The 17,683-nt window shown below is 68.0% G+C and carries 15 protein-coding genes; 9 read left to right on the forward strand and 6 right to left on the reverse strand.

Going from position 1 to position 17,683, the window contains the following annotated elements; genetic code table 11:
• Positions 1 to 10: 10 nt before the first annotated feature.
• Positions 11 to 1,204 carry a helix-turn-helix domain-containing protein gene (locus ACYSM9_RS03195; RefSeq protein ID WP_461855556.1) on the reverse strand — a complete coding sequence of 398 codons (1,194 nt, stop codon included), beginning with the start codon at positions 1,202 to 1,204 and terminating at the stop codon, positions 11 to 13.
• A gap of 159 nt (positions 1,205 to 1,363) precedes the next feature.
• On the opposite strand from ACYSM9_RS03195, the gene ACYSM9_RS03200 reads away from it, so the two are divergent.
• Positions 1,364 to 3,058 (forward strand): amidohydrolase, encoded by a 1,695-nt coding sequence (locus ACYSM9_RS03200; RefSeq protein ID WP_461855557.1) that lies wholly within the window; start codon positions 1,364 to 1,366, stop codon positions 3,056 to 3,058.
• On the forward strand, positions 3,055 to 4,308 hold the full coding sequence (locus ACYSM9_RS03205) for a M20 family metallo-hydrolase (RefSeq protein ID WP_461855558.1): 1,254 nt from the start codon (positions 3,055 to 3,057) through the stop codon (positions 4,306 to 4,308). The genes ACYSM9_RS03200 and ACYSM9_RS03205 overlap by 4 nt, the downstream gene beginning before the upstream one ends.
• 35 nt (positions 4,309 to 4,343) lie before the next feature.
• Here ACYSM9_RS03205 and ACYSM9_RS03210 read toward each other — a convergent pair whose 3' ends face one another.
• The 5 genes from ACYSM9_RS03210 to ACYSM9_RS03230 form a co-directional block, all read right to left on the reverse strand.
• Positions 4,344 to 5,108 (reverse strand): SDR family NAD(P)-dependent oxidoreductase, encoded by a 765-nt coding sequence (locus ACYSM9_RS03210; RefSeq protein ID WP_461855559.1) that lies wholly within the window; start codon positions 5,106 to 5,108, stop codon positions 4,344 to 4,346.
• Positions 5,105 to 6,805: an FAD-dependent oxidoreductase gene (locus ACYSM9_RS03215; protein ID WP_461855560.1), complete on the reverse strand. Its 1,701-nt coding sequence runs from the start codon at positions 6,803 to 6,805 to the stop codon at positions 5,105 to 5,107. The genes ACYSM9_RS03210 and ACYSM9_RS03215 overlap by 4 nt, the downstream gene beginning before the upstream one ends.
• The gene (locus ACYSM9_RS03220) at positions 6,802 to 7,884 is read right to left on the reverse strand and encodes an alcohol dehydrogenase catalytic domain-containing protein (RefSeq protein ID WP_461855561.1); all 1,083 of its coding nucleotides are present in this window, start codon (positions 7,882 to 7,884) and stop codon (positions 6,802 to 6,804) included. Before ACYSM9_RS03220 ends, ACYSM9_RS03215 begins: the two co-directional genes overlap by 4 nt.
• Before the next feature lie 6 nt (positions 7,885 to 7,890).
• The gene (locus tag ACYSM9_RS03225; RefSeq protein WP_461855562.1) at positions 7,891 to 8,181 is read right to left on the reverse strand and encodes a YciI family protein; all 291 of its coding nucleotides are present in this window, start codon (positions 8,179 to 8,181) and stop codon (positions 7,891 to 7,893) included.
• A 175-nt stretch (positions 8,182 to 8,356) separates the two neighbouring features.
• On the reverse strand, positions 8,357 to 9,253 hold the full coding sequence (locus ACYSM9_RS03230) for a LysR family transcriptional regulator (RefSeq protein ID WP_461855563.1): 897 nt from the start codon (positions 9,251 to 9,253) through the stop codon (positions 8,357 to 8,359).
• A gap of 143 nt (positions 9,254 to 9,396) precedes the next feature.
• Between ACYSM9_RS03230 and ACYSM9_RS03235 the strand changes: the two genes are divergently transcribed.
• The 7 genes from ACYSM9_RS03235 to ACYSM9_RS03265 all read left to right on the forward strand — a co-directional run bounded on the left by ACYSM9_RS03235 (position 9,397) and on the right by ACYSM9_RS03265 (position 17,676).
• Positions 9,397 to 10,299 (forward strand): LysR substrate-binding domain-containing protein, encoded by a 903-nt coding sequence (locus ACYSM9_RS03235; RefSeq protein WP_461855564.1) that lies wholly within the window; start codon positions 9,397 to 9,399, stop codon positions 10,297 to 10,299.
• 158 nt (positions 10,300 to 10,457) lie between these two features.
• Positions 10,458 to 11,837 carry an MFS transporter gene (locus ACYSM9_RS03240; RefSeq protein WP_461855565.1) on the forward strand — a complete coding sequence of 460 codons (1,380 nt, stop codon included), beginning with the start codon at positions 10,458 to 10,460 and terminating at the stop codon, positions 11,835 to 11,837.
• A gap of 4 nt (positions 11,838 to 11,841) precedes the next feature.
• Entirely contained in the window at positions 11,842 to 12,780 is a 939-nt protein-coding gene (locus ACYSM9_RS03245; protein WP_461855670.1) for a shikimate dehydrogenase, read from the forward strand.
• Positions 12,777 to 13,901, forward strand: a complete 1,125-nt coding sequence (locus ACYSM9_RS03250; RefSeq protein ID WP_461855566.1) for a Gfo/Idh/MocA family protein — start codon at positions 12,777 to 12,779, stop codon at positions 13,899 to 13,901. Before ACYSM9_RS03245 ends, ACYSM9_RS03250 begins: the two co-directional genes overlap by 4 nt.
• A 9-nt stretch (positions 13,902 to 13,910) precedes the next feature.
• The gene (locus ACYSM9_RS03255; RefSeq protein ID WP_461855567.1) at positions 13,911 to 15,977 is read left to right on the forward strand and encodes an oxidoreductase; all 2,067 of its coding nucleotides are present in this window, start codon (positions 13,911 to 13,913) and stop codon (positions 15,975 to 15,977) included.
• Complete coding sequence (locus tag ACYSM9_RS03260) at positions 15,974 to 16,843, forward strand: sugar phosphate isomerase/epimerase family protein (protein WP_461855568.1); 870 nt, start codon at positions 15,974 to 15,976, stop codon at positions 16,841 to 16,843. The genes ACYSM9_RS03255 and ACYSM9_RS03260 overlap by 4 nt, the downstream gene beginning before the upstream one ends.
• Complete coding sequence (locus ACYSM9_RS03265; protein WP_461855569.1) at positions 16,840 to 17,676, forward strand: aldo/keto reductase; 837 nt, start codon at positions 16,840 to 16,842, stop codon at positions 17,674 to 17,676. Before ACYSM9_RS03260 ends, ACYSM9_RS03265 begins: the two co-directional genes overlap by 4 nt.
• The last annotated feature ends 7 nt before the right edge of the window (positions 17,677 to 17,683 follow it).

Below are 17,683 nucleotides of genomic sequence, written 5' to 3' on the forward strand. Positions count from 1 at the left end.
CTTCACAAAGTTAGTCCGTGAACTCGCTGTAGCGGCTGAGGGCCACGAGGGCCCGCGCGGCCTCGGCCGGCACCGTGAGGTCAAGGCCGATGACCTGGTGCAGGCTGTGCAGGCGGTTGACCACGGTGTTCCGGTGGCAGAAGAGCTCCTCGGACGTTTCCTTGATGGAGCCGGTCCGCGCGTAGCTGCGTGCCACCTGCAGCAGGCGCTGGCGTTCAAGGGGGGTGCACCTGTCCAGGGCATCCTTCACTGAAGCGGAGAAGCCGGGAAACTTCTGCTCAAGGAGCCGTCCGGCAATCCCCATCCAGGCATCCTCCATGGTCGCCAGCCCGGTGCCCTGGCGCCTCTGCTGCGCCAACACCAGTGCGGACGAGGCGGCGGCCGGGACGGCGGCCAGGCCGGTGACGCCGGCCATGTATCCGGCGGGGAACCCCGGCCCTTCATGCTGCCAGGTCCGTCCCTGCCGCTGCTGGCGGAACAGGTACAGGGCCCCGGTGTTCTCGTACAGATAAACGCTGTGGTCCTGCTCGAACTGCCGCTGGGCCTGGGTTACGGCGTCCGAGGTGACTGCCAGCACCTCAAAAGTGCCGTTTGCCTGCACCCCGAGGGCCTCGGCGAGGTCCTGGGCTTCGGCCGCGCTGCCCAGTTCCGCGTTGAACAGCCGGGACAGCAGGCGCTGGCGATACAGCTGCTTGTTGCGCGTCAGCCGGGCCTCTTCCTCCGCATAGGCCTGCTGGATGCTGCTCACATAGCCTTCAACGGCGTCGAGCACGCGGTCCATGTTGGCCACCAGCACGCTGATTCCTTTGTCCCGAGCGACCCGTTCGAGGCCCTTCCAAAGAACGCGGAAGTCATTGCGGATTGCTTCCAGGAACGCGTCCAAGGGGACGCCCTGGCGTGCCCGGCGGGCGGCCACCTCGCGCGGAAGGGTCTGAAGGTTCGGGGGAAGCTCCAGCCCGGCCATCTGGTACAGGAACATGTCCATGGTGTCCGCGGCGGTCCTATACACGTCATCTTCGGGAACGAGGGCTTCACCGTAGGAAATGGCTGAGAAGCGCTCCAGGAAGTCGCTGACGAGCAGGGAGCGTTCTTTCCACAGGCTTTCCAGCAGCTCTGTCCACTCGGGTTCCATGGGCCGGCCCGGACGGAACTCGCGGGGTGTGGTCTTGGCGGGACGGGCGGTCACGCCGTCGTGTGCTGTCATGCATCCATATTATGCAAACGCCTAAGTTCTGTCCCCAAGACGGCGTTGGATGTCTCTTGAAGGCAGCAATGCTACAGAGTTGAATGGAGCGCAGACCCGCTTCCAGGCCGCTGACCGCACCTCCGCCGTGAGGTTTGGGGGCCATATCAAAGAGGATTCATGCCCTTCGATCTCCTGATTCGCAACGCACACATACTGACCCAGGATGCCTGCCGCCCTACGGCGGCCAGCCTGCTCATCCACGACGGCAAGATCTTCGACGTCGACCCCGATGACGACCTTGCCAGGCATGCCGCCCTGACGATCGATGCCGCGGGGACCACGATTGTCCCCGGCTTCGACGACGTCCACGCGCACAGCGTGTGGTTCGGCCTCGGGCTCATGGAGGCTAACGCGGGGGCGGCGGCAAGCCTGGACGAGGTGTACGGGATCATCGCCGAGGCCGCAGCCGGAAAGGCTCCCGATGAATGGGTCATTGCGTCCGGCTACAGCCCGCTGCTGCTCGGCGGCCAGCAGCCCGATCGTGACAGGCTGGATGCCGCCGCCGGGGGACGCCCGGTGTGGATCAAGCACTCCTCGGGCCATGCCTGCACGCTCAACGGTGTGGCACTGGATCTCGTCGCGGCCCACGCGGACCTGACGGCCCCGATCGACGGCGGGGCCGTGGTGGTGGGCGACGACGGCCGGCCGACAGGGCTGCTCGAGGAGAACGCGATGCGGCTGGTGCAGGACCTCCTGCTGCCGTATCCGCTGGAAACTATCGAGCGCGCGCTGGACCTCGCGACGTCGCACTACCTCTCCGAAGGAATCACCAGCGTTACGGATGCGGGCATCGCCGGGGGCTGGATCGGCTACTCGCCCCGCGAGTTCGCGGCCTACCTGAACGCCCGGGACAAGGGGCTGCTCAGCGTCAGGATGCAGCCGATGCTGGTCATGGATGCCCTCCACGATGTGCCAGGCCATGCCGATGACCCCGCGTCCAGGACCCTGGACGCCGGCATCCGCACCGGACTGGGCGACGACTGGCTGCGTGTGGGCCCGGTGAAAATCTTCAGCGACGGCTCCCTCCTGGGCAGCACGGCCTACATGACCGAAGACTACGTAGGCTGCACCCACAACCACGGCTACCTGCAGATGGACGCGGAGCAGCTGCGTGAATCAGCCCTGGGCGCGTACCGGGCCGGCTGGGCGATCGCGATGCACGCGATCGGCGACCACGCCGTTGACCATGCCATCGACATCATCACCGAGGCGCAGGAAAACTACGGGCTCAATGCACAGCCCAACCGGATCGAGCACGGCGGGGTGGTCCGTCCCGAGCAACTGGACCGGATCGCCGCCGCCGGCATCGTGCTGGTCCCGCAGCCGCACTTCATCACCGAATTCGGGGACGGCATGGCCCGCCTGCTGGGCCCGAAACGCACGGCCTGGTCCTACCCCGGCAAGAGCCTGCTGGATCGCGGCGTCACCCTGCCGGGAAGCTCGGACCGTCCCGTCTCCAACGGCAGGCCGCTGGACGTCATGCAGTCCTTCGTGGAGCGGCTGACCCCTTCGGGCGAGGTCTACGGGCCGGACGAAAGGATCACCGCCGCCGAGGCATTGGCCGCGTACACCACGGGGTCCGCCGCCGCGACGGGAACCGGACACATCAAGGGGCGCCTGGCGCCGGGGTACCTGGCGGACCTGGTGTTCCTCGACCAGGACCCTACCGCCGTCGACCCCTCCAGCATCTCCGCCACCCGCGTGCTGGCCACCATGGTGGGCGGGCGCATCCGTTTCGGCGCCGAAAACCTGCCAGCGCCGGCCCGCATGGCAGACCTTGAGGCAGCACTGACAGGGAAGGAAACCCCATGAGCACCGCCAACGAGCAGTTCCTCGCCGATTTCGCCACGATGTCGGGCTTCGGCGCCACCCCCGGCGGCGGCGTGGACCGCCAGGCGGGAACCCCGGAGGACCACGCCACCCGGGCCTGGTTCAGCCAATGGCTTGCCCGCCACGGGTACACCGAAACCGTGGATGAAGCCGGCAACCAGTTCGGCACCATGGAACTGGTGCCTGGCGCCCCCTACGTGCTGGTGGGCTCGCACCTGGATTCCCAGCCGCTGGCCGGCCGGTACGACGGCGCCTACGGCGTGCTCGCCGCGGCGCACGCCGGAGCCCGCGTTGCGGCCGAAGCCCGGGCCGGAAAGCTCCAGCCCACCTACAACCTGGCGGTGGTGAACTGGTTCAACGAGGAAGGCAGCCGCTTCGCGCCCAGCATGATGGGGAGCGGCGTCTTCACCGGGAAACTGCGGCTGGAGGACGCCCTCGCCACCACCGATCCGGCGGGGACAACCGTGGCGCAGGCCCTTGCCGCAGGACACGCTGAGCCGGGCGGCAATGCGCCCGTCCTTGCCCAGGTTGCCCGGTACGCCGAAATCCACATCGAGCAGGGCCGGAACCTGGAGGAGAGCGGGACTCAGGTGGGCATCGTGGGCAGCACCTGGGCCGCCAGCAAGTACCGGGTGACCGTGGACGGAGCGCAGTCGCACACCGGGGCCACCCGCATGGAGGACCGCCGTGACGCGCTCTTCGGGGCGGCGCTGGTGATCGCCGCCGCGCGTGAGCTGGCGGCGGAGTTCGAGCCGGGGCTGTTGCACACGTCCGTCTCCGAGCTGTACGTCCTGCCGAACTCGCCGGTCACCATCGCCCGGCAGGTGCTGATGAACCTGGACCTGCGCTCCCCGGACGAGTCCGTGCTGGCCCTCGCCATGGAGCGGCTCGAAAAGAGGATCATCGACGCCGGGACGGACTCCCGCACGGAGATCCGCCTGGACCTGACGCACAACTGGGGAGTGGTGTCCTACCAGCCCCGGGGAGCGGCCCTGGGCAGGGCCAGTGCGGAGAGCCTTGGCTACACCCACGCGGACGTGATGACCGTGGCCGGCCACGATTCGACCAACATGAAGGACGTGGTTCCCACCGTGATGCTCTTCGTGCCGAGCGTGGAAGGCATCTCGCACAACGAGGCGGAGTACACGCACGACGACGACGCGCTGCGGGGCGTCGAGCTCCTCACCGACGTCACGCGCCGCCTTGTCCGGGGCGAGTTGGAGGAGGACTAGCAGGCCGGGCGGGGACCGGGCCGCCTTCCGGCGCCTTAGGCGGTGTTCCGCCCGCCGCTGAGGTCCAGCACCTGCCCCGTGGTGTAACTGGCCTCCGGGGACAGGAGCCAGGCGGCAAGTGACGCGAACTCCTCCGGTTCGCCCACCCGGCCCATCGGCACCCTGGCGAGAAGCTCGGCGTTGCGCTCCGGCGAAAGGTCCGCCAGGAGGCGTGTCCGGAACATCGACGGTGCCACCGAATTCACCGTCACCCCGTCCGCCGCGGCCTCCTTGGCAGCCGTCTTCACCAGTGCCACCACCGCTGCCTTGGAGGCCGAATACGCAGCCATGTTGGCGTTGCCCTCACGCGCGGCGATGGACGCGAGCACGGCGATGCGGCCATATCCGGGGGCCCGCATGACGGGGAGCAGTGCGGCCAGGCCGTGGAAGCACCCGTCCAGGTTGATGGCGAACGTCCGCGACCAGCCCGCAAACGGCATGTCCTGCACCGCGGTTTCAGGCCCCTGCACGCCGTGGGCAAAGAGTGCACCGTCGATGCGCCCGTGCTGCCCCAGCACCTCGGCCACTACGGCATCCCATTCCGGGCGCTGCGTGACGTCCAGGCGGAGTGACGTTCCGGGTGCCTCTCCGTTGCCGGTGCCGAGTGCGTCGGTGTTAATCACTGTTGCCCCCTCGGCCCGGAGGCGCCCGCTTGCCGCCGATCCCAGGCCTCCTGCGGCCCCGGTCACCAGGATTACCTGGCCACGGAAGCGCCCGGGCCACACGGGCGACGGCTGGGCCGTTTCATTTCCGAGGGTCATCGGAGCTCCCCGTTCATGGCGGGACCGGACGCGGCAGCGGCCGCGAGCGGTGCAAGGGTTTGCGCCAGGTGCTCGCCGACGGCGAAGGCCCGGGTGATCGCCGAGCCAAGGGTGGCGCCGCCGCCGGGGTAGTTGTTGCGGAACACGCTCGCCGATACGTTGCCTGCGGCGTAAAGCCGGGGGATCGGCTGGCGGTGGCGGTCCAGGACGCGTCCGTTGAGGTCGGTGTCCAGGCCGCCGGAGGTGCCCAGGGTCCCGGCCGACACCGGCACCGCAAAGAACGGTCCCGCCGTGAGCGGCGCCAGGCAGGGGTTGGGGGCCACCCCGGCGTCGCCCAGGAAGCGGTCCTGCGGGGTGGAGCCGCGGTGGAACTCGGTATCGACGCCGGCGGCCGCGTCGGTGTTGAACCTGGCCACAGTCTGTTCCAGCCCGGCCGGATCGATGCCGGTCTTTCCCGCCAGGTCCCGGAGCGTGTCCGCCTGCACCATCCAGTCCGCGGGTTTCCCGGGAGTGGAGCCGGCCACCGGGTACTTCGCCATGTAGGTGGAGTCGAAGACGAGCCAGGCTGGGTTGTTCTGCTGGCCCAGGGAGTGCGGGTCGATGGACGCGAACAACCGGGAGGCGTCATGGTAGTTCAGGGCCTCGTTGACGAAGCGCTTCCCCGCGGCGTTGACCGTGATGGACCCGGGCAGGGTCATTTCCACGTTGCCCATCCGTCCGGACTGGACGCCGTCGTACCGGTGCGCAGGGGTGCTGATGACCGGCACGCCCCACACCGCGGTCATGTCCGCCACGGCGGCGCCAGCCTTGAGGCCCAGTTCCAGCCCGTCGCCCTCGTTGGAGGGTGCGCTGATGGGGGTGACGGGGAAAGGCAGGAAGGCCTTCCGCAGCCGCGGGTTCCATTCGAAGCCCCCGGAGGCAAAGACGACGGCGGCCGCTTCAACCGTCCTGCTGCCTCGGCCCGCGCCGATGGCCACCTTCCAGCCGTTGCCGCGCCCGCCGTCGGGCCCGTTGCCCAGCGGGACCAGGTCCTGGAGCGGCGCCGACACGGCGATGTGCACGCCGCGGTCCAATGCGCTCGCGAGCAGCCGGCCCACCAGCGCGCCGCCCATGGTCCGCACGCCGGCGGCGGCCCGGCGCGCCAGGAGCGCGGGGTCGGCCGCCCGGCCGTTCAGTTCATCGCGTTCGGTCATGGTCAGCAGCGGAAAATACGAGGACGGGCGGATCAGCTCCGCTATGCCGGGATAGTCCGCGGGATCGAACGCATCATTGTCCAGGCCCCTGCCACCATCAGTGGCCCCCGCCCACTCCATGTGGTAGTCCGGCCGGGCGATCGGCGTCATGGACACCCTGGTGTTGGTGACCAAATATTCGACGGCGCGCGGGGCCGTGCTGACGTACCATCCGATTTCCGCATCCGTCAGCACGTTCCGGCCCGCCTCGGTGAGGTAGGCGACGGCGCCGGCATGGCTGTCAGCGAACCCCGCCCTCCGGGCAAGATGGTTGTTCGGTGCCCACATCACGCCGCCGCCGGCTGCCGTGGTGCCGCCCAGTTGCGGGGCCTTCTCGACCACAAGGACGGAGAGGCCGGCGTCGGCGGCGCGTACCGCTGCCACCAGCCCGGCGGCACCGCTGCCAGCCACTACCACGTCGTAGGAGCCGGCCAGATTCTCCACGGGAGTGGTCACGGAGTTCATGCCGTAACCGCTTCCCGGGCATTGGCAGCCGCTCCGGCAGCCTGCGCAGCGGGCATGTCGATGACGATCTTGCCCACCTTTTCGGTGCGGTTGCCCATCAGCGCAAAGGCCTCCGGCAGCTCCCTGAAGCCAAAGCGGTGCGTCATGAGCGCCCACGCCTGGCCGGGGTGCCGGGCCAGCAGCGCCAAACCGTCGGGAATCAGGTTCAGGCTGTTGCGGCTGCCCATGATGTCGAGTTCCTTGAAGGGGATGTCTTTCATGGAAAGCGTGACCGCGCGCGGCGAGATGCCCACCTGGACAATGCGGCCGGCGCTGGCTACGAGCCGGATGGCGTTTTCGAACGAGGACGGCACGCCTGTGGCCTCAATGACCAGGATGGGGCCGTTGCCGTCCGTCAGGGCATCCAGCCGCGCGCTTTGTCCGGCGTCCGGGAAAGGTCTGGCGGGATCCACCAGGAGGGTGTCGGCGGCACCGAAGGCAGTGGCGAGCTCCAAACGGTCCGGTTCCGTGTCGGCGGCAATCACCTGCACTCCCAGATCGGCCAGGTACAGGGTGGCAAGGAGCCCGATGGGTCCGCTGCCCAGCACCAGCGCAGTTTCCCCCGCCGTTGCCCGGCCGCGGTTCACGGCCTGCATGGCGATCGAGGCAGGTTCCCCCATCGCGGCGATCTCCAGCGGCAGCCCGTCAGGAACAGGGCACAGTTTCTCCGCGGGAACGCTGAGCAGTTCCACCAGGGCGCCGTCGGAATAGCAGCCGAGGCAGCCAATGCTGCGGCAGACGTTGGGCCGGCCCAGCCTGCACGGCTGGCATTGTCCGCAGTACGTCACGGGACTGACGGCCACCCGGTCGCCCACACTGATGCCGGCGCGGTTGTCGCCGATGGCCTCGACGACGCCGGAGAATTCGTGGCCCTGCACGATGGGCAGCTCGGTGGGATAGTCGTCCTCCCAGATGTGCAGGTCCGTCCCGCAGAGGGCGACGTGGTGGACCCGGACCAAGGCATGGCCTGCCTCCAGGGAGGGTTCGGCCACTCCCTCGTAGCTGATGGTTTCCTTGGCGATGGTGCGTGCGGTCAGCATCTTTCCCTACTTCCCGTCCGCGCCGAAGAAGATGTTCCACTGCCGGATGCTGCGTTCTTCGACCATGTTGTTCCGGAAGAACGGGTCCTGGTCCATCAGGGCCTCAACATCGGCCTTGGACTCACCTTCAATGACCAACAGCGCGCCAGGTGCCTCCTCCGGGCCGAAGGGGCCGCTCTTGAGGAGCCGGCCGCCGTCGAACTGCGTTTGGAGGAACTCCACGTGGCTGGGACGGTGCGTGTCGCGGGCGGCGGCGGTCCCGTTCGCGTAGGAGTAGGTGACGGCGAAAGTGGCCATGGAAAGTTCCTCTTCATTGAGTCGGGACGTGTGCCGGCTTGTCGGGCCGGTCCGGGTGATTCCATGGTGCTGACCCGATTGAGACAAGTCCAATACTTATTCGGTCAATGACTATGTGCAGGAATTGCATAGTCGGGGCCCCGTGTGGGAAGAGTCCCTGGGCCCCGCCCGGGCTCTAGGCTGAGGGCGTGGGAAGGACTTCTTTCGCCACTTGCAGCGCCAGCTTGAGGGCAGGGGAGACGAGGGCTGGATTCCAGGCAATGCCGGATTCCAGCCGCGGCGCATTGCCTGAGAGCGGAATGAACACCGTGCCGCCGGGCATGATCGCGGCGACCGACCGGGGCATGAGGCTTACCCCCACGCCGCCGGCCACCAGGGAGAGGGCCGTGTAGGGATCCGACACTTCCTGCGCGATGCGTGTGCGGAACCCGGCGGCCGTGCATGCCGACAAGATGGCTTCCCGAAGCGTGGAACCTTGTGCCTCGGGCATGGTGACGAAGCCATCCGCGGCCAGTTCCTGCAAAGCCACTGTTGACCGTCCGGCGAGCGGGTGGTCCACCGGGACGGTGGCGCCCAGCGGCTCCACCGCGATGCGCCTAGTCGAAAGGGCGGGCGCGTCCACCGGCAGGCCGATGAACGCCAGATCCATCGAGCCATTGTGCAGATGGCCCAGGGCGTCCTGCGTCAGCAGTCCGCCGCTGAGGGTGAGGTCCAGTCCGGGGTAGCGCTGGCGCAGGGCGCGGGTCAGCGGCGGTAACGTGGTGTGGTTGAGCGCGCCTGAGAACCCGATGGCCAGACGGCCGTAAACCGTCCCCGTGTCAGCGGTTGCGGCCCGCCGGGCGAGGTCCAGCTCCTCGAGGATCTTCCGGGCGTGGGGCAGGAACGACAGTCCTGCCGTGGTCAGCGAAACGGCCCGGGTATTGCGCTCGAACAGCTCCGCACCCAGGCTCTTTTCCAGCTTCTTGATGGTCTGGCTCAGCGGTGACTGTGCCATGCGCAGGCGGCTGGCCGCCCGGCCGAAGTGGAGCTCTTCGGCGACCGCCAGGAATGCCTCAATCTGCCGCAGTTCCATGTGCCTCCCGGTGGGCCGAGGCCCTGGCCCGATTGAGCGCTGATTCAACCTAGTTGCCCCGCTACTATAATCCCAGTGCACTTAAAGCATTCCCATGGATCCGGGTGGCCAGCCACAGCAGGCTGCCAGCAAGGGGCGCGTGTATGACCGAAATCCGGTGGCTTGAAGCCTTCGTCGCGGTTGCCGAGGAACTCCACTTCGGCCGCGCCGCGCTCCGCCTCCATACTTCCCAGTCCCCGCTGAGCCAGACCATTCGGAAGCTCGAAAACGACCTGGGCACCCGCCTGTTCGAGCGGAACACCAGGAGCGTGGCGCTCACGCCGGCGGGCCACGCCCTCCTTCCGCGGGCCTACCGCGTGCTCCAGGACATGCGCCTGGCGCGCGAGGCCGCACTGGCTGAAGTGGAGGGTATCCGCGGAAAGATTCTGATCGGATTTTCCGGGGCCGTGAACCATTTGACCCTGCCGCCGCTCACGCGCGCAGTGCGGCGGCGCCACCCCGACATTGAACTGGACCTCACCAGCAGGGTGCGTACCAGGGACGGCCTGGCAAGCGTTGCCAACGGAACCCTTGACCTGGCGTTCGTCGGCGTTGCCGAATCCCCGGATCCGTCAGTTGTGGCCCGGCTGGTTGCCCGGGAAGAAATCGGTGCGGTGCTTCCCCTGGACCATCCGTCGGCCCGGGAGAAGTCAATACCGTTGCAGAGCCTCTCGGGCGACGACTTCATTTCGCCGCCCACGGACGGCTCGTCCTCCATGACGGAAGTGCTGCTGGCGTCCTGCATGGCGGCGGGGTTCCGGCCGCGCATCGTCCAGGAACTGTCGGACCCCTACATGGTGCTGACGTTCGTGGCCGCCGGGGTCGGCGTCACCCTGATGAGCAGCGGAATCTCGAGCATCATTCCTTCCGGCGCAACCTATGTGCCGCTGGACGCTCCGCACCACTACATGAACCACGCGATTGCCTGGTCCGCCGACAATGACTCGGCCGTGCTGAAAGCCGTGCTCGACGTCGTCGAGGAGGTCTTCCCGCCCGTCACAGCCTGACCGGATATAGATCGATCGCAGCATAGTGCTAGATCAATTTAGTCGTGGACTAACTAAGTGATGGCACCCACACTGGATGGAGAAGCCGCCCCATGCGGCCACCCGGTTGCAGCGCACGCACTGCCTGCACAACCGTTCCAGTCCATGAAGGGAAGACCATGTCAGTGTCGACATCGGTGCCAGCACACCCAAAGAACAACGCCAAGATCGCAGCCGTTTCCGGATTCGTCGGCAGCGCGCTCGAATACTACGATTTCTTCATTTTCGGCTCGGCCGCCGCCCTGATCTTCGGAAAGCTCTTCTTCGCACCCGGCCCGTCCGCCATGCTGCTGTCCTTCGCCACGGTCGGTGTAGCGTACGTCGCCCGCCCGCTTGGCGCCGTGATCTGCGGACACCTCGGCGACAAGTTCGGCCGCAAGAAGGTCCTCCTGCTCACCCTGCTGCTGATGGGAACCTCCACCTTCCTGATCGGCTGCCTGCCTACGTACAACCAGATCGGCATGGCTGCGCCGATCCTCATCGTGGTGCTGAGGCTTCTCCAGGGGCTCTCCGCCGGCGGCGAATCGCCGGGCTCGAGCTCCCTGACCCTCGAGCACGCCCCCGACAGGAAACGGGCCTTCTACACCAGCTGGACCATGAGCGGGATCATGTTCGGCATCGTGCTCTCCACCCTGGTCTTCATCCCTGTGGCCTCCATGCCCGAGGAGCAGCTCCTGGCCTGGGGCTGGCGCATCCCCTTCCTTGCCAGCGCGGTGGTCACCGTCATCGCCTTCGTGCTCCGCAGGCTCCTCGAAGAGCCCGCGGTGTTCCAGGAAGTCCAGGCCCACGATGAAGTGGTCAAAGTACCGCTGGTCACGCTGTTCCGCCACCACTGGGTAACTGTCCTCCGCGTCACCGCCATGTCGCTCTTCACCATCATCAACACCATCATCAACGTCTTCGCCCTCAGCTACGCAACCTCCGTCGTCGGGGTGGAAAAGGGTTTGATGCTGACGGTGATCGCAGTGGCCAACCTGGCCGCAGTGGCCATGGGCCCCGTGGCGGGAATCCTTGCCGACCGCATCGGGCGCAAGCCTGTGTTCATCTCGGGGCTGGTCCTGCAGATGGGCATGATCTTCGTGTTCTTCGCGGCACTGACGGCCGCGAACGTACCCCTGATCTTCCTCACCGGAATCGTCCTGATCGGCCTTGCCTACACAGCAACCAACGCCATCTACCCCGCCTACTTCCCGGAGCAGTTCCCGGTGAAGGTCCGGTACTCCGGAATGGCCGTCAGCCTGATGTTCGGCCTGCTCCTGGCCGGCTTCGCCCCGGTGATTTCCGAGCTGCTGATCGGCGGCGACAAGGCAAACTGGGTTCCAGTCGCCATCTTCGCCGTGGCAGCCTGCGCCGTCTCCGCAATCGCTGCGCTGACGGCACCCGAGACAGCCAGGACTCCAACACCGCTGCTGGGGCTGAAGAATGCCGGCTCCCGGCTCCACGCGCCGTCGGCGCCGGCAGCAGACAAGGTCCAGGCAGCAGACAAGGTACAGGCCTGAGATGCTGCAAACCCTGGCAGGTCCGCAGGTGCTCCAGCCGCGTAAGCCTGATGTCCACCGCCGGTTCGTCGTGGGGCTGCTCGGCGCGGGCATCGCCGGCTCGCTCACTCCCGGCCTGCATGAAGCGGAAGCGGACAGGCTGGGCCTGGCCTACACCTACCGCATCATCGACCTGGAAGCCCTGGGCGGCCAGGCCGGACGGTCCGCGGAGCTGGTCCGGAGCGCAGCAGAACTCGGATACGACGGGCTCAACGTCACGCACCCGAGCAAGCAGCTGGTGCAGGAAGGGCTGGACGAGCTCTCGCCCGATGCCCGCATTCTCGGCGCCGTCAACACCATCACCTTCCACGGCGGGAAGGCCGTCGGCCACAATACCGACCACACCGGCTTCATCGGCGGCTTCCGCGCCGGGCTCCCCTCGGCGCAGATCAACTCCGTCGTGCAGGTCGGAGCCGGGGGAGCAGGGGCGGCCGTGGCCTATGCCCTCCTCAACGCCGGCGCTGCCCGCCTGGTCATTGCGGACATCGAACCCGCCAGGGCCGAAGGCCTCGCCGCCCGGCTGGCCCCCCACTTTCCCCACAGTGAGGTGGTGGCTGCCCGCACCGATTCCATCGCCGGACACCTCCGCACCGCCGACGGCCTGGTCAACACAACGCCCATCGGCATGACCGGCCATCCCGGGATCCCGGTGGATCCCGACCTGCTGCACCCGGGGCTTTGGGTGGCGGACGTCATCTACCGGCCGCTCGAGACCGCGCTGGTCATGGCCGCCAGGGAGAAGGGGTGCGCGGTCCTGGACGGCGGACGGATGGTGGTGGGGCAGGCCGCCGCAGCATTCGAACTTTTTACGGGCATCCTTGCGGACCCGGACCACATGCTGGCCGCGTTCCACCGGGCAGCGTCCGCCCCCCACTCCGACCAGAAAGATGGCATTCGCCGATGACCACCCCCTCACCCGCCACCTCCCGCCCGCTGCGCGTTGGAATCGCAGGATGCGGAGCGATTTCCCACAACCACCTGACTGCATTCCGTTCCATCGAGGACCTCGAAATCGTGGGTGTCTGCGACATCGACCCCCAACGTGCGGAGGCGACGGCACGGGAGTGGGGGATTCCCCACGCCGTCGGCACCGTGGATGCGCTGCTGGCACTGGATCTGGATATCGTCTCCGTCTGCACGCCGCATCCCACCCATGAGGAGGTGGTGCTGCAGGCGGCCGCAGCGGGAGTGCATGTGCTGTGCGAGAAGCCGATCGCCGTCGAGCTGGCGTCGGCGGAGCGCATGGTGCAGGCGTGCGAGGATGCGGGAGTGAAGCTGGGCGTCCTGTTCCAGCGGCGGTTCTGGCCGGCGGCCCAGCGCATCCGCGCCGCCATCGACGACGGGACCCTGGGCCGGCCCATCCTGGGCCAGTGCTCCGTGATGCTGCACCGCGACCCGGAGTACTACTCCCGGGACGCCTGGCGCGGGACCTGGGCGAATGACGGCGGCGGGGTCCTGATGACGCAGGCCATCCACTACATCGACCTGCTGCAGTGGTTCATGGGCGACGTTGCCGAGGTGTTCGGCAGGATCAACACCTACAAACACGGCGACCACATCGAGGTGGAGGACTCGGCGACAGCAGTCATCACCTTCAGCTCCGGCGACATGGCCACGCTTGAAGCGTCGACGGCGGTGTCCCCCAGCCTGGGCGTGCAGGTCCGCATCACGGGGGAGACGGGTGCCTCCGCCTCGCTGACCGAATTCCCGGAAGGCAGCGACGGCCGCGTGGACCTGTGGGCAGTGGGCGGCACCGTCAGCACGGAGCCCGCCCACCCGGAAGGAACGGAGCCAAACGTCCCCCTGGCCACGATCAACGGCCAGCTCATCCCGCACCACACCACCCAGGTCTGCGACTTTGTCCGGGCCCTTCGTGAAGGCGGCGAACCGGCCATCACCGGCCGCGATGCCACCAAGGCGCTGCGGATCCTGCTGGCGGTCTACGAATCATCCCGGACAGGCAGCCCGGTCCGCTTCACACCGCTGCCCGAAAGCGCACAATCCCTCGCACAGGTTGGGGGCTGAGGAAGAACTATGGAACAGAACACGCGCTACGCCGCCCGCCCCCTGACACTGGGGCGCAACGGCCGCACCCCCAGGACCCTCCGTAACCGGCTTGCTTCCGCTCCGATGGAACGCAACTACGGCACCACGGACGGGCGCATCACCGAGCAATACATCGACTACCTCGTGACCCGGGCCAAAGCCGGGCTGGGCATGGTCACCACGGAAGCCACCTACGTCCGTGCCGACGGCAAAGGCCGCACCCACCAGCTGGGCCTGCACAGTGACGCCATGATCCCGGGGCTGCGGAAACTCACGGACGCGCTGCACCGGGAAGGCGCGCTGGCCGCCGTCGAACTCAACCATGGCGGCCGGACCGCCCAGGCCGCCGTGTCCGGGTTCAAGAACGTGGCGCCGTCGCCCGTACCGTGCGAGGTGGCAGGCGGCGAAGTCCCGCGCGAGCTCACCAGCGACGAGTGCGAAGGGCTCGTCGAAGCCTACGCGCGGGCTGCCCGCCGCGCGGTGCTGGCGGGCTTCGACGTCATCAACCTCCACGGCGCCCACGGCTACCTGATCCACCAGTTCATGTCACCGATCTCCAACCAGCGGACGGACCGGTTCGGCGCCCCCGAGTACTTCATGAACAGGGTCATCGACGCGGTCCGGGCCGCAGTTCCGGACACCATCGTGGGGATGCGGGTTTCCGTGCTGGAGGGCCCGGCCGACGGCATCTCCGCCGAACAGCAGGTGGACATCATCGCCAAGGCTCACCTGGACAAGCTGGACTTCCTGGACATCTCGGCCGGCAGTTACGAGGCGGGTGAGTGGATCGTCCAGTCGGGGGAGTGGAAGCCCGGCATCCTTGCCGGCTACGCCAAGGCCTACCGCCAGTTCGGCATCCCCCTGGGGATGGCCGGCCGGCTCAACTCGCCGGCCATCATCGAAGAAGTCCTCACGGCAGGGACGTGCGATTTTGTCAGCCTTGCCCGGGCCATCCACGCCGACCCGGCCTTTGTAGGCGGTGTCCTCCGCGGTAAACGCTACCGCCCCTGCATTGCCTGCAACGTCTGCATCGACAACCTGGGCCTCGGCCAGGTGACCTGCACCGTCAACCCTGCGGTGGGCCGCTCCCGCGTCCCGGTCCCGACGCCGGCCGTCCGCGAGGGGACCCGCGTGGCGGTGGTGGGCGCCGGTCCCGCCGGCCTGACCGCCGCCCGGGAACTCGCAGTAGCAGGGGCGAGGGTGACAGTGTTCGACGACGGGGGGCGGCCGGGCGGCCAGTTCGCCTTCGCGGAGCGGATGAAGTCCACCCCGGACTTCCACCGCTTCACCGAATGGTCCGCGGCAGAGAACGCGCGGCTGGGCATCGACCTCGAGCTGGGATCGCACGTGGATACCACCCGCCTGGGTGCCCTGGTCCGCGAAACTGCGGCAGACGCCGTCGTACTTGCTACCGGTGGCCTCCGGCCGCACGCCGGCTTCCCCGGCGCAGACTGCGCGGACGTCCTGGACATCCGGGACTGGCTGGCAGGCCACCCGGAGGTGCTCGCCGAACCGGCGGACGGCGCCGTCATGCCGGAGGCCGTGACAATCTGGGGCGCTGATTCCGTTGCCATGAGCGTCGCCGATACCCTGGCCGACAGGGGCACAGCGGTCCTGCTGCTCGGACCGCAGGAAACCATCGCCCCCGAATCCGGCCGCAGGGCCAAGATCCTCGCCGTTCCCCGGCTCCAGGCCAACCCCCGGGTCCGGATCCGGCTGGACACCGTCATCGAGGAATACGACGGAACCCGGGTCCGGGTGTCCGGCCCGGGTTGCCCGCCCGAGGGGGAATGGCTGGACGCGCCGGGACCGCTGCTGGTCTCGCGCTCCGTGGTTCCGTTTGACGGCTCCATCGCCGCAGAAGTCCGCGATGCCGAACTGAGCCTCGAGGCCGGAGTGCCGGTGACCCTGGCCGGGACGGTCGTGGACCAAGCACCGGCGATCGCCTCCAACGCGGTCAAGAGCGGTTACGACGCAGCACAACGGATTGCGGCCCTGCTGTCCCGTGGCTCTCTTGGCACTACGAAACCCAGCCTGGACGGAGCACTCCAATGACGCACCACCTGCCCCGGCCCATCGGCCTGGCCCAGCTCTCCCTGCTTGACACCGCCCCGCCGGAGCTCGTCGGAATCGCCGGCCAGGCCGGGTTCGATTTCGTCGGCGTGCGGGTCCGCCCGGTCACACCCGCCGAACGGCCCTACGACCTGCAGCCGCGCTCGCCGATGCTGAAGGAGACCCTGGCGCGCATGCAGGACACCGGCGTCACCGTACGGGACATCGAATTCCTGCTGCTGGACGGCAGCGACCAGCGGGACCACTGGCTGCGGATGATGGAAGCGGGCCACGCCCTGGGCGCCAGCTCCCTCACTGTCGCAGGTGGGGATGCCGACAGCGGCCGGCTGCTCGACACCTTGGCCACCATGGCTGAGGACGGCCGCAGTTTTGGCATCACCCCCACCCTGGAAGCCATCTCGTACCAGCCGGTTGCGTCCATTGCCCAGGCAGCGGGCCTCGCCGGCCGGGCAGGCTGCACCATCGTGGTGGACACGCTGCATTTCAACCGCTTCGTGGGTGCTGGCGCCGGCGGCCAGTGGGACGCGCTGCGCGCCCACGCAGCCCTGGTGCCGTTGCTTCAACTGTGTGACGGCCCGGTGGCCCGGCCAGCGAGCCGTGACGCACTCATCTCCGAATCCCGTTCCGAACGGGAGGTCCCCGGCGAGGGCGGGTTTGACCTTGCCGGTGTGGTGGCGGCACTTCCGGCCGGCCTTCCCGTGAGCGCGGAGGCGCCGTCGGACCGGCGCGTCGCTGAACTCGGTGAGCTCGGATGGGCGCGGCGGCTCAAGGCCGGCGTGGACGCGGTGCTGGCGAAGGCCGATGCGCTGCGGGAATCAGGGGCGCCCACGAAGACGGGTGTGCAATGAGCACCACCGAGGACGGGACGGCCACAGAACTGGTTCCGGGCGTGACAATTCCGCTCATCGCTCTGGGGACCTGGCCGCTTATGGGTGAGGATGCGTCCGCAGCCGTTTCGCAGGCCATCGCCACCGGCTACCGGCACATCGACACCGCCGAAAACTACGGCAACGAGGAAGCCGTGGGTGAAGGAATCCGCCGCAGTGGCATTGACCGCGATCAGCTGTTCCTCACCACAAAGTTCAACACCCGGTGGCACAGCCGGACCGGTGTCCGCCAGGCATTCGCGGAGGCAACCCGGCGGCTCGGCACGGACTACCTTGACCTGTTCCTGGTCCACTGGCCCAACCCGGCCCAGGGACGGTTCGTGGAAGCCTGCGAGGGACTTCAGCAGCTGATGGATGACGGGTGCATCCGCGCCTGGGGTGTCTCCAACTTCAAGCCGGCGCACCTGCAGCACGTGCAGGCAGCGGGGCTGCGGGTTCCGGTGAACCAGGTCCAGGTGGACCCTGAACATGGGCAGCCGGCCCAGCTTGCCTGGCATGCCGGGCAGGGGATCCTGACCGCTGCTTACAGCCCGCTGGGCCGCAACGGCAGCTTCCTCAACCACGCCGCCGTAAGCGGCCCGGCCAGGGAACTGGGGAAAACACCGGCACAGATCGTCCTGCGGTGGCATGTCCAGCACGGCCGCGTCGCCATCCCCAAGTCGGCACACCGGGAACGCCAGCGCGAAAACCTGCACGTCTTCAACTTCACCCTGACGCCATCGCAGCTGGCCGCCATTGACGCACTCGAAACCGGTGCGCCGCCGCGCCTCGACTCCGACACCTACTTCCACTAAGAAAGCT

The sequence above is a fragment of the Arthrobacter sp. C152 genome, assembly GCF_054890965.1.

What these genes read in the sequence shown, in the direction of transcription:
- ACYSM9_RS03195 (WP_461855556.1), bottom strand. Translation starts at nt 1,204, where the DNA reads ATGACAGCACACGACGGCGTGACCGCCCGTCCCGCCAAGACCACACCC.
- ACYSM9_RS03200 (WP_461855557.1), top strand. Translation starts at nt 1,364, where the DNA reads ATGCCCTTCGATCTCCTGATTCGCAACGCACACATACTGACCCAGGAT.
- ACYSM9_RS03205 (WP_461855558.1), top strand. Translation starts at nt 3,055, where the DNA reads ATGAGCACCGCCAACGAGCAGTTCCTCGCCGATTTCGCCACGATGTCG.
- ACYSM9_RS03210 (WP_461855559.1), bottom strand. Translation starts at nt 5,108, where the DNA reads ATGACCCTCGGAAATGAAACGGCCCAGCCGTCGCCCGTGTGGCCCGGG.
- ACYSM9_RS03215 (WP_461855560.1), bottom strand. Translation starts at nt 6,805, where the DNA reads ATGAACTCCGTGACCACTCCCGTGGAGAATCTGGCCGGCTCCTACGAC.
- ACYSM9_RS03220 (WP_461855561.1), bottom strand. Translation starts at nt 7,884, where the DNA reads ATGCTGACCGCACGCACCATCGCCAAGGAAACCATCAGCTACGAGGGA.
- ACYSM9_RS03225 (WP_461855562.1), bottom strand. Translation starts at nt 8,181, where the DNA reads ATGGCCACTTTCGCCGTCACCTACTCCTACGCGAACGGGACCGCCGCC.
- ACYSM9_RS03230 (WP_461855563.1), bottom strand. Translation starts at nt 9,253, where the DNA reads ATGGAACTGCGGCAGATTGAGGCATTCCTGGCGGTCGCCGAAGAGCTC.
- ACYSM9_RS03235 (WP_461855564.1), top strand. Translation starts at nt 9,397, where the DNA reads ATGACCGAAATCCGGTGGCTTGAAGCCTTCGTCGCGGTTGCCGAGGAA.
- ACYSM9_RS03240 (WP_461855565.1), top strand. Translation starts at nt 10,458, where the DNA reads ATGTCAGTGTCGACATCGGTGCCAGCACACCCAAAGAACAACGCCAAG.
- ACYSM9_RS03250 (WP_461855566.1), top strand. Translation starts at nt 12,777, where the DNA reads ATGACCACCCCCTCACCCGCCACCTCCCGCCCGCTGCGCGTTGGAATC.
- ACYSM9_RS03255 (WP_461855567.1), top strand. Translation starts at nt 13,911, where the DNA reads ATGGAACAGAACACGCGCTACGCCGCCCGCCCCCTGACACTGGGGCGC.
- ACYSM9_RS03260 (WP_461855568.1), top strand. Translation starts at nt 15,974, where the DNA reads ATGACGCACCACCTGCCCCGGCCCATCGGCCTGGCCCAGCTCTCCCTG.
- ACYSM9_RS03265 (WP_461855569.1), top strand. Translation starts at nt 16,840, where the DNA reads ATGAGCACCACCGAGGACGGGACGGCCACAGAACTGGTTCCGGGCGTG.